This window comes from Pseudomonas fuscovaginae SE-1 (genome assembly GCF_000364705.1).
GTDB lineage: Bacteria > Pseudomonadota > Gammaproteobacteria > Pseudomonadales > Pseudomonadaceae > Aquipseudomonas > Aquipseudomonas fuscovaginae_A.
The window spans coordinates 1-8,360 of record NZ_AQOH01000321.1 but is presented as its reverse complement, the minus strand read 5'-3'; the positions used below and the strand labels follow the sequence as shown (position 1 = coordinate 8,360).

At 65.3% G+C, this 8,360-nt stretch carries 7 protein-coding genes and 1 pseudogene; 6 read left to right on the top strand and 2 right to left on the bottom strand.

Annotated features, from left to right (window positions below; translation table 11 throughout):
* Nucleotides 1–164: 164 nt before the first annotated feature.
* Nucleotides 165–605 carry a GlcG/HbpS family heme-binding protein gene (locus tag K675_RS0125720; RefSeq protein ID WP_026145540.1) on the bottom strand — a complete coding sequence of 147 codons (441 nt, stop codon included), beginning with the start codon at nucleotides 603–605 and terminating at the stop codon, nucleotides 165–167.
* A 263-nt stretch (nucleotides 606–868) separates the two neighbouring features.
* Between K675_RS0125720 and gcl the strand changes: the two genes are divergently transcribed.
* The 6 genes and pseudogenes from gcl to K675_RS0125690 all read left to right on the top strand — a co-directional run bounded on the left by gcl (nucleotide 869) and on the right by K675_RS0125690 (nucleotide 8,121).
* On the top strand, nucleotides 869–2,644 hold the full coding sequence (gene gcl / locus K675_RS0125715) for a glyoxylate carboligase (protein WP_026145539.1): 1,776 nt from the start codon (nucleotides 869–871) through the stop codon (nucleotides 2,642–2,644).
* Between the two features lie 141 nt (nucleotides 2,645–2,785).
* Nucleotides 2,786–3,568, top strand: a complete 783-nt coding sequence (gene hyi, locus K675_RS0125710) for a hydroxypyruvate isomerase (protein WP_017906333.1) — start codon at nucleotides 2,786–2,788, stop codon at nucleotides 3,566–3,568.
* 42 nt (nucleotides 3,569–3,610) lie between these two features.
* On the top strand, nucleotides 3,611–4,501 hold the full coding sequence (locus tag K675_RS0125705) for a 2-hydroxy-3-oxopropionate reductase (RefSeq protein ID WP_017906332.1): 891 nt from the start codon (nucleotides 3,611–3,613) through the stop codon (nucleotides 4,499–4,501).
* Nucleotides 4,502–4,680: 179 nt separating this feature from the next.
* Nucleotides 4,681–5,976 (top strand): glycerate kinase type-2 family protein, encoded by a 1,296-nt coding sequence (locus K675_RS0125700; RefSeq protein WP_017906331.1) that lies wholly within the window; start codon nucleotides 4,681–4,683, stop codon nucleotides 5,974–5,976.
* Nucleotides 5,966–7,106 (top strand): annotated as a pseudogene (locus K675_RS31400) (pyruvate kinase). The gene K675_RS0125700 and the pseudogene K675_RS31400 overlap by 11 nt, the downstream one beginning before the upstream one ends.
* Nucleotides 7,107–7,236: 130 nt before the next feature.
* Nucleotides 7,237–8,121 (top strand): urea transporter, encoded by an 885-nt coding sequence (locus K675_RS0125690; RefSeq protein ID WP_017906330.1) that lies wholly within the window; start codon nucleotides 7,237–7,239, stop codon nucleotides 8,119–8,121.
* Here the strand turns inward: K675_RS0125690 and K675_RS0125685 are convergent.
* On the bottom strand, nucleotides 8,109–8,360 hold a 252-nt coding region (locus K675_RS0125685), incomplete at its 5' end, for an autotransporter domain-containing protein (RefSeq protein WP_026145538.1). The genes K675_RS0125690 and K675_RS0125685 overlap by 13 nt on opposite strands.

The following is an 8,360-nucleotide window of genomic DNA, read 5'->3' as shown; positions in this document are numbered from 1 at the left end:
GCGCACCAGCCGTAAACCGATCCCCCATTCTGGCTGATGCACCGCGTTGGCTGGTTTCAGGGCCGCTTTGCGCCCCGGCGCGGGCAAGCCCGCTCGCCACACAAGCTCGCTACCACTGCAACAACATGGCACTCCCAGACAGCTCGCCTCTCCAACGGTTGCCGTCAGGCTGATACCCCGGCATCCGCCGTCAGTCCCAGTGCCTCGATCGCACTGATCGCGCACTGCTCGTCGATATCCGACGTATCGCCACTGATCCCCATCGCCCCCAGCACCTGCCCGGCCTGATCGCGGATCAGCACCCCGCCCGGTGCCGGCACCACACTACCCTGGCCCAAGCCGTTCAACGCGGCGATGAACGCCGGCCGCTGCTGCGCGTCCAGCGCCAGCAGGCGCGAGCCCTTGCCCAGGGCGATCGCGCCCCAGGCCTTGCCGATGGCGATCTGCGGCCTTAGCAGGCTGGCGCCGTCCTCACGCTGCAAGGTCACCAGATGTCCACCGCCATCGAGTACCGCGATGGTCAGCGGTGCCGCCGAAATCGTCCGTCCCGCAGCGATCGCCTGGCCGGCCAGGCTGATTGCGACTTTCAAGGTTAAAGCGCTCATGGGTGCCGTCCTCATTATTTTTGGAAAGTTTTCGGCGCTCCAGGCGGGAGCGATTACGCACAGCAAATAGAACACAATAATATATATTTTTGTATACAAAAAAATCACACAATGGACGAAACATCGCATAATCCTCGTATTTAAAGGATCCGGACGAATGCCATACCGATTCAAGAAAATGAATTGACCTGTGCCATTCGTCATGAATACACTCGATACAGAGCCACTTGTATACAATTACAAAACCTAAGAGGCACAAAACAATGAGCAAAATGAGAGCAATCGAAGCCGCCGTGCTGGTGATGCGTCGCGAAGGGATCGACACCGCCTTCGGCATTCCCGGCGCTGCTATCAACCCGCTGTACTCGGCGTTGCAGAAAGTCGGCGGTATCGATCACGTCCTCGCGCGCCACGTTGAAGGTGCCTCGCACATGGCCGAGGGCTACACCCGGACCCGTTCCGGCAACATCGGCGTGTGCATCGGCACCTCGGGGCCGGCCGGCACCGACATGGTCACCGGCCTGTACAGCGCCAGCGCCGACTCGATTCCGATCCTCTGCATCACCGGCCAGTCGCCCCGTGCCCGCCTGCACAAGGAAGACTTCCAGGCCGTGGACATCACCAGCATCGTCAAACCGGTGACCAAGTGGGCCACCACCGTGCTGGAGCCGGGCCAGGTGCCCTACGCCTTCCAGAAAGCCTTCTACGAAATGCGCTCGGGTCGCCCTGGGCCGGTACTGATCGACCTGCCGTTCGACGTGCAGATGGCCGAGATCGAATTCGATATCGACGCCTACCAGCCACTGCCGCTGCTCAAGCCCGGCGCCACGCGGATCCAGGCCGAGAAAGCCCTGGCCCTGCTCGACCAGGCCGAACGGCCACTGCTGGTCGCCGGTGGCGGGATCATCAATGCCGACGCCAGCGAGCTACTGGTGGGATTCGCCGAACTGACCGGCATCCCGGTGATCCCGACCCTGATGGGCTGGGGCAGCCTGCCCGACGACCACCCGCTGATGGTCGGCATGGTCGGTCTGCAGACTTCGCACCGCTACGGCAATGCCACCCTGCTCAAGTCCGACCTGGTGCTGGGCATCGGCAACCGCTGGGCCAACCGCCACACCGGCTCGGTGGAGGTCTACACCGAAGGCCGCAGGTTCATCCATGTCGATATCGAGCCGACCCAGATCGGCCGGGTGTTCACCCCGGACCTGGGCATCGTCTCCGACGCGGCCTCGGCCCTGACCGTCTTCATCGAAGTGGCCCGCGAATGGCAGGCCGCCGGCAAGCTGAAGAATCGCAGCGCGTGGCTCAAGGATTGCCAACAGCGCAAGGCCACCCTGCAACGCAAGACCCACTTCGACAACGTGCCGGTCAAGCCGCAGCGCGTCTACGAGGAAATGAACCAGGCGTTCGGCAAGGACACCTGCTACGTCAGCACCATCGGCCTGTCGCAGATTGCCGGCGCGCAGTTTCTCCACGTCTACAAGCCACGCCACTGGATCAACTGCGGCCAGGCCGGCCCGCTGGGCTGGACCATTCCGGCGGCGCTCGGGGTGGTCAAGGCCGACCCGCAACGCAAGGTGGTGGCATTGTCGGGCGACTACGACTTCCAGTTCATGATCGAGGAACTGGCGGTGGGCGCGCAGTTCAAGCTGCCGTACATCCACGTGGTGGTGAACAACTCCTACCTGGGACTGATCCGCCAGGCCCAGCGCGGCTTCGACATGGACTACTGCGTACAACTGTCCTTCGACAACCTCAACGCACCGCAGCTCAACGGCTACGGCGTCGACCACGTGGCCGTGGCCGAGGGCCTGGGCTGCAAGGCCCTGCGCGTCTTCGAACCAGGCCAGATCCAGCCGGCGCTGCGCCAGGCCCAGGAGCTGGTCGAGGCGTTCAAGGTGCCGGTGGTGGTCGAGATCATCCTCGAGCGCGTCACCAACATTTCCATGGGCACCGAGATCAACGCCATCAACGAATTCGAGGACCTGGCCCTGGTCGGCAACGATGCCCCCACCGCCATTTCGCTGCTCGACTGACACCTCTGTGAATGCAGGAGCGGCCGGCCGACGCTCGGTTGCCCGCGAAGCTTTCGAATGCTCGCGGCCCTGTTCGCCGGTCCCCCGCTCCCACATAGCCCGAGTAGCCAGCAACCCGCCGCACTTCCACCGGAGACCGCCATGCCACGTTTTGCCGCCAACCTGTCCATGCTGTTCACCGAACAGGACTTCCTTGCCCGCTTCAAGGCCGCCGCCGATGCCGGTTTCACGGGTGTGGAATACCTGTTCCCCTACGACTTCAGCTCCGCCGAGATCAAGGCGCAACTGGACGCCCACGGGCTGACCCAGGTGCTGTTCAACCTGCCCGCCGGCGACTGGGCCAAGGGCGAACGGGGGATCGCCTGCCACCCGGATCGCGTCGAGGAATTCCGCGGCGGGGTCGACCTGGCCATCGCCTACGCCCAGGTCCTGGGCAATACCCTGATCAACTGCCTCGCCGGGATTCGTCCGCAGGGCTTCGACGACGCCTTCCTGGAGAAGACCCTGGTCGAGAACCTCAAGTACGCCGCCGCCAAGCTCCAGGCCGTCGGTATCCGGCTGGTGATGGAAGCGATCAACACCCGCGACATTCCCGGCTTCTACCTCAATACCACGGCCCAGGCCCTGTCGATTCGCGAACAGGTCGGCAGCGCCAACCTGTTCCTGCAATACGACATCTACCACATGCAGGTCATGGAGGGAGACCTGGCCCGGACCCTGAGCAATCACCTGGGCGCAATCAATCACGTGCAACTGGCCGACAACCCGGGCCGCAACGAGCCCGGCACCGGCGAGATCAACTATCGCTTCCTGTTCGAACACCTGGATCGCATCGGCTACCAGGGCTGGGTCGGCTGCGAGTACAAGCCGCTGACCACCACCGAGGCCGGCCTCGGCTGGCTGAAAAGCCACAACGCGATCTGAACGCTTCCCTTCTTTGGCACAGGTAACAAGAGGATTTTTCTCATGGCTAAAATCGGTTTCATCGGCACCGGCATCATGGGTCACCCCATGGCTTCGAACCTGCAGAAGGCAGGCCACAGCCTATTCCTTTCCGAACACCACGCCAGCGCCCCGGCCGACCTGGTCGCCGCCGGTGCGGTGGCCCTGGCCACCCCCCGGGAAGTGGCCCAGGAGGCCGAGTTCATCATCGTCATGGTGCCCGACACCCCGCAGGTGGAAGACGTGCTGTTTCGTGCCGACGGGATTGCCGCCGGCGTCGGCCCGGGCAAGATCGTCATCGACATGAGCTCGATCTCGCCCAGCGCCACCAAGGCCTTCGCCGCGAAGATCAACGAAAAAGGCGCTCAGTACCTCGACGCTCCGGTGTCCGGCGGTGAGGTCGGGGCCAAGGCCGCGACCCTGAGCATCATGGTCGGCGGCGACAGCCAGGCCTTTGCCCGCGCCCTGCCGCTGTTCCAGAACATGGGCAAGAACATCACCCTGGTCGGCGCCAACGGCGACGGCCAGACCGCCAAGGTGGCGAACCAGATCATCGTCGCCCTGAACATCCAGGCGGTGGCCGAGGCGCTGCTGTTCGCGGCGAAGAACGGTGCCGACCCGGCCAAGGTGCGTGAGGCACTGATGGGCGGCTTCGCCTCGTCGAAGATTCTCGAGGTGCATGGCGAACGCATGATCAAGGGCACCTTCAATCCGGGCTTCCGCATCAACCTGCACCAGAAGGACCTCAACCTCGCGCTGGCCGGCGCCCGTGAGCTGGGTATCAACCTGCCCAACACCGCCAACGCCCAACAGGTCTTCAGCACCTGCGCGGCCATCGGTGGCCGCGAATGGGACCACTCGGCGCTGATCAAGGGACTGGAACACATGGCCAACTTCTCGATCCGCGACGAGTAACACCACCGCCCTGTAGGAGCCGGCTTGCTGGCGATTGCGATCCGATAGCCGACATCTTCCTGGCTGACACACCGCTATCGCCAGCAAGCCGGCTCCCACAGGGACTTTTGAACACCTCAATCCCGGTGATCAAGCCGGTTTTGCCCGCAACGCCATAACAATAAATCCGGGAGCCCGCCATGTCGGTCGATCCGCAAGAATTCCTGCGTCAGCTGTTTGCCACGGCCATCGACGCCGCTCACCCCCAGCACGTGCTCGAACCGTTCCTACCGAAAGACCGTAGCGGCCGGGTCATCGTCATCGGCGCCGGCAAGGCTGCCGCGGCCATGGCCGAAGTCGTCGAGCGCTGCTGGCAAGGCGAAGTCCGCGGCCTGGTCGTCACCCGCTACGGTCACGGCGCCCGCTGTGAAAGGATCGAGGTGGTCGAAGCCGCCCACCCGGTGCCCGATGCCGCCGGCCTCGCCGTGGCCAGGCGCGTGCTGGCGCTGGTCAGCGACCTGGAGGAGCACGACCGGGTGATCTTCCTGCTCTCCGGCGGCGGCTCGGCGCTGCTCGCCCTGCCGGCACCGGGCATCAGCCTGGCGGACAAGCAGGCGATCAACAAGGCCCTGCTCAAGTCCGGCGCGACCATCGGCGAGATGAACTGCGTGCGCAAGCACCTCTCGGCGATCAAGGGCGGCCGCCTGGCCAGGGCCTGCTGGCCCGCCAGCGTATACACCTACGCGATTTCCGATGTGCCGGGCGACGAGGCCACGGTGATCGCCTCCGGCCCGACCGTCGGCGACCCCACCACCTCGGCCGATGCCCTGGCGATTCTCGCCCGCCACGCCATCGAAGTGCCGACAGCGGTACGCGACTGGCTGCACAGCGCCGAGTCGGAAACCGTCAAACCCGGTGACGAGTGCCTGTCACGCAGCCATTTCCAGTTGATCGCCCGCCCCCAGCAGTCCCTCGAGGCGGCGGCGGTGAAAGCCCGCCAGGCCGGCTTCAGCCCGCTGATCCTCGGAGACCTGGAGGGCGAATCCCGCGAGGTGGCCAAGGTGCACGCCGGCATCGCCCGGCAGATCGTCCAGCATGGCCAGCCGCTGCCGGCGCCCTGCGTGATTCTCTCCGGCGGTGAAACCACCGTGACCGTGCGCGGCAACGGCCGTGGCGGACGCAATGCCGAATTCCTGCTGAGCCTGACCGACAGCCTCAAGGGCCTGCCTGGCGTCTACGCCCTGGCCGGCGACACCGACGGCATCGACGGCTCGGAGGACAACGCCGGCGCACTGATGACGCCCGACAGCTACCGCCGCGCCCAGTCCCTGGGCCTGAACGCCAGCGACGAACTGGATGACAACAACGGCTATGGCTACTTCGCCGCACTGGACGCGCTGGTCGTCACCGAGCCGACGCGCACCAATGTCAACGACCTGCGCGCCATCCTGATTCTCGACAGCGCCCCCCAGGAGCGCACAGCACATGACGCCTGACAAGAAAGTCAAAATCCTCGCCACCCTCGGCCCCGCCACCCGCGGCCTCGACGACGTCCGCGCCCTGGTGGAGGCCGGCGTGAACATCTTCCGCCTCAATTTCAGCCATGGCGAACACGCCGAGCACGCCCGCCGCTTCGAGTGGATCCGCGAGGTCGAACGCCAGCTCAACTACCCGCTGGGCATCCTGATGGACCTGCAGGGGCCGAAACTGCGCATCGGCCGCTTCGCCGAGGGCAAGGTGCAACTGGCCCGCGGCCTGGAACTGGCGGTGGACTGGGTCGCGCTGTCGCTCGTGCAACGCCCGGAGGACATCCGCGAAGCCCGCGAACTGATCGGCGGCAAGGCGTTACTGATGGCCAAGATCGAGAAACCCTCGGCGGTGACCCACCTGCGGGAAATCGCCGAACTGAGCGACGCGATCATGGTCGCCCGCGGCGACTTGGGCGTCGAAGTACCGGCAGAAAGCGTGCCGCAGATCCAGAAGGACATCATCGGTACCTGCCGCCAGCTGGGCCGGCCGGTGGTGGTGGCGACCCAGATGCTCGAGTCCATGCGCTTCGCCCCGACACCGACCCGCGCCGAAGTCACCGACGCCACCAACGCGGTGGCCGAAGGCGCTGACGCGGTGATGCTCTCGGCCGAAACGGCCTCCGGCGACTACCCGCTGGAAGCCGTGCAGATGATGAGCAAAATCATCCGCCAGGTGGAAAGCGGGCCTGACTACCAGACCCAACTGGACGTCGACCGGCCACAGGCGCAAGCCACGGTTTCGGACGCCATCAGTTGTGCGATCCGGCGGATCAGCCGGATCCTGCCGGTGGCGGCACTGGTCAACTACAGCGAGTCCGGTGCCTCCAGCCTGCGGGCGGCGCGGGAACGGCCGGCAGCGCCGATCCTCAACCTCACGCCGAACGTGCCGCACGGCCCGCCGCCTGAGCGTGGCCTGGGGCGTGCACTCGGTGGTCAACGACCGGCTGCGACAGGTCGACGAAGTCTGCTCGACGGCCCTGGAGATCGCCCAGGCCCAGGGCATGGCGCAGCGGGGCGACACTCTGCTGATCACCGCCGGTGTGCCTTTTGGCCAGCCCGGATCGACCAACTCGCTGCGAATCGAAACCCTGATCTGAAATTCGCGCCAGCCTCCTCGCGAGGCAAGCCACGCGCCCGCAAGGCCACGCAAAGCCTGTAGGTGCGAGGCTTGCCCGCGAAGAGGCCAACGACAATAAATCCACACACCACAGACTCTCCCGACCTGCCATGCACTCGAAACACTTCAACCAACACTGCCCCGACTGGGCCACTGCCCTGCTCAACGGTTTCAGCCAGATCTTCCTCCAGCGTCATCCGCTGTGCGGCCTGCTCTGCCTGCTGGCGATCCTCTACGGCGCCCCGGGCCAGCTCGGCGGCGCCCTGCTCGGCGGTCTCGCCGGCCTGCTGACGGCACAGCGTCGTGGCTACCCCAAGGCCGAGCGCCAGGCCGGCCTGTACAGCTACAACGGCGTGCTGCTAGGCCTGCTGATCAGCCTGAACATGACCTGGTCGCCGATCCTGCCGCTGCTGATCATCGCCGCCGGAGGCCTGAGCGCGATACTGGTCCGCCACTGGCCGAGGGGACTGCCGGCCTACACCGCGCCTTTCGTCCTGCTCGGCTGGGCGCTGCTGGCCGGCAGCCCCCCCACGCCAATGCCGGCAAGGCCGATGGAACCGAATGTCTTCAGCCTGCTGCAAGCTGTCACCAGGGGTTTCGGCCAGGTCATGTTCCTCGACACGCCATCGGCTGGCGGCCTGGTTCTCGTCGGGTTACTGATGGCTAACCACCGCGCGGCCTTGTGGGCATTGCTCGGCAGTTGCGTGGGAGTGATATTCGGGCTGTGCAGCGAATCGCCTCTGGCACTGGCGGGACTGAACAGCTACAACTCTGTGCTGGTCGCCCTGGCACTGAGTCCGCTGCTGAGAAGATCCTGGCTGGTGTTGAGCGGCATGAGCCTGGCCATCCTGCTGACACCCGCCCTTGGCACCCTGGGGCTGACGCCCCTGACGGCGCCCTTCATCCTCGCCTGCTGGCTGGGCCGGGCCATTGCATACAAAGTCAGGCAGCCCGACAACGCGGACCGCCCTCACTCGGCAGGTCAGAACACGTAGCGCGCCTCGACCGTGAAGGTGTCTGCATCGAACCCGGTCTTGGCCTGATAGTTGTAGCCGGCCCCCAGGGTCAACGCATCGATCTGGTACTTGACCCCGAGGCGAGCCTCATAGCTGTCACGTACCGGGCTGCTGCCACTGACGACGAAGGGCGAACCACCCAGTGTGAAGCTGGAGGTTTGGTTCACCCGATCGCCGATCAGATCATGGTAGGCCATGAGCGTGGCCTCGGGAATCAG

What these genes read in the sequence shown, in the direction of transcription:
- K675_RS0125720 (WP_026145540.1), bottom strand. Translation starts at nt 605, where the DNA reads ATGAGCGCTTTAACCTTGAAAGTCGCAATCAGCCTGGCCGGCCAGGCG.
- gcl (WP_026145539.1), top strand. Translation starts at nt 869, where the DNA reads ATGAGCAAAATGAGAGCAATCGAAGCCGCCGTGCTGGTGATGCGTCGC.
- hyi (WP_017906333.1), top strand. Translation starts at nt 2,786, where the DNA reads ATGCCACGTTTTGCCGCCAACCTGTCCATGCTGTTCACCGAACAGGAC.
- K675_RS0125705 (WP_017906332.1), top strand. Translation starts at nt 3,611, where the DNA reads ATGGCTAAAATCGGTTTCATCGGCACCGGCATCATGGGTCACCCCATG.
- K675_RS0125700 (WP_017906331.1), top strand. Translation starts at nt 4,681, where the DNA reads ATGTCGGTCGATCCGCAAGAATTCCTGCGTCAGCTGTTTGCCACGGCC.
- K675_RS0125690 (WP_017906330.1), top strand. Translation starts at nt 7,237, where the DNA reads ATGCACTCGAAACACTTCAACCAACACTGCCCCGACTGGGCCACTGCC.